Source organism: Bacillus sp. JJ1503 (genome assembly GCF_036965125.1).
Taxonomy (GTDB): Bacteria; Bacillota; Bacilli; order Bacillales; family Cytobacillaceae; genus Cytobacillus.
Genome location: NZ_JBALOZ010000541.1, coordinates 1 through 1,737, shown reverse-complemented (window position 1 = coordinate 1,737; position 1,737 = coordinate 1). Strand labels below are relative to the sequence as shown.

Genomic DNA, 1,737 nt, shown 5'->3' with positions numbered 1-1,737 from the left:
ATAAGGTATTCTCTTTTCTATTTGCATTTAAAGATGATAATAGACTAATTGATTATATTCCTGGTTTTCATCCATCTTTTTCAAAAATTTCACTTGGACACGTTCATTTAATGGAATTATTCCAAAACTTAATAGAAGAACAAGAAATTAAAATCTTTGACTTTTCAAAAGTAATGGGAATATATAAACAAAAATGGACAGATTCTACTTACAATAACTTTCTCTTTAATTTTAAACTTAATAATAACTTACCATCTAACATAAATTGGTTTGTTAATAACCAAATAATAAATTTAAAACTTTTAGGTAGAAAAAAAGGTTGGAATAACCGTATCAAACACATTCTTGGTAGTATAAAAAATATGATAGACAATGAAAGCAATATTGAAGAAATTCAAATAGTTGAGGTTGTAGAGGATTTAAAGTTAGATAAAAATAGTTTTATTATTTCAAAATTTCGATATGAAGGTATTGCAAACTTAAACATGTATACTCAAAAATTTATAATTGACGAAGTATTAATGAAAAAAGAAATTTTAATTTGGAAAAAGAAAAATAATTTAGAGTTTATTGAAATTGTAGATGATATTAGTAGAAAACTTTATCAATGTAAGGACGGAAATTTATTAAATGAGTAAAGAAATAATATATGAAAACAAAGGATTATTTATATTAAGCTTCGATACTGATGAAGCTTGGGCGGATTTGGTTTAGGTTTGACAAAAAATACCAGAAAGAGAGGGTGGAAATGATGCCAAAAGTATCAGTAATAATGGGAGTACTTAATAGTCAAGAAACTATTTCAAAAGCAATTGAGTCAATAGTAAGTCAAACTTTTAAAGATTGGGAATTCATTATTTGTGATGATGGTTCTACTGACGAAACATATAATATAGTTTATCAATATTCTTTAAAAGATAGAAGAATAAAGTTAATTAAAAATGAAAAAAATATGGGATTAGCATACTCATTAAACAATTGTATAGAGCATTCTATGGGTGATTATATAGCAAGAATGGATGCAGATGATGTATCTCATTCAGATAGATTTGAAAAACAATTAAAATTTCTTGAACTGAACCCTCAATATGATTTTGTAAGTTGTAGTACATTAATGTTTGATGAAGACGGGGTATGGGGAGTATTAGAGGGAAAACCTGAACCTGTAAAGAAAGATTTTCTTTATGGAGCATGTTTTAACCATCCTACAATTATCTTTAGAAAAGAATCGTTAATCAAAGCATCTTGTTATAATGTGGCAAAGGAAACTAGAAGATGCGAAGACTACGATTTATTTATGAGAATGTACTTATTAAATATGACAGGGTTCAATATGAGAGAACCATTATTTTCATATTATGAGAGTAGAAGGGCTTATAGTAAGAGAACCTATAAATATAGAATTGATGAGGCAGTTGTTAGATTTAAGGGGTATCGTTCACTTAAGATTCTTTTCCCATTAGGAATAATATTTGTGTTTAAACCTTTGGTTGTTGGTCTTATTCCTGCAAGGATATTACATGCGATTAAACAAAGATTGTATAAAAAAAATGATTCTATTCAAACATAATTTATGCATAACTAGAATTACTGGGGTGGAATTCAAAATGAATAAAATAATGTTAATAATTGTTGTTTTAAGCAATGGTGGAGCTCTGAAGGGAAAATGCTAATGATTTAAAATGTATTATTCAGTTGTTTTTTTTTAGTATTTTTGTTCTTTATTAAGGTTAAAAA

Annotated in this window: 2 protein-coding genes; both read left to right on the top strand. The window is 26.7% G+C overall.

Going from position 1 to position 1,737, the window contains the following annotated elements; all coding sequences use genetic code 11:
• Positions 1-638, top strand: a 638-nt coding sequence (locus V7149_RS26410) for a GNAT family N-acetyltransferase (protein ID WP_335348516.1), incomplete at its 5' end; no start/stop codon positions are given.
• A gap of 110 nt (positions 639-748) precedes the next feature.
• Positions 749-1,570, top strand: a complete 822-nt coding sequence (locus tag V7149_RS26405; RefSeq protein WP_335348515.1) for a glycosyltransferase family 2 protein — start codon at positions 749-751, stop codon at positions 1,568-1,570.
• Positions 1,571-1,737 lie beyond the last annotated feature (167 nt).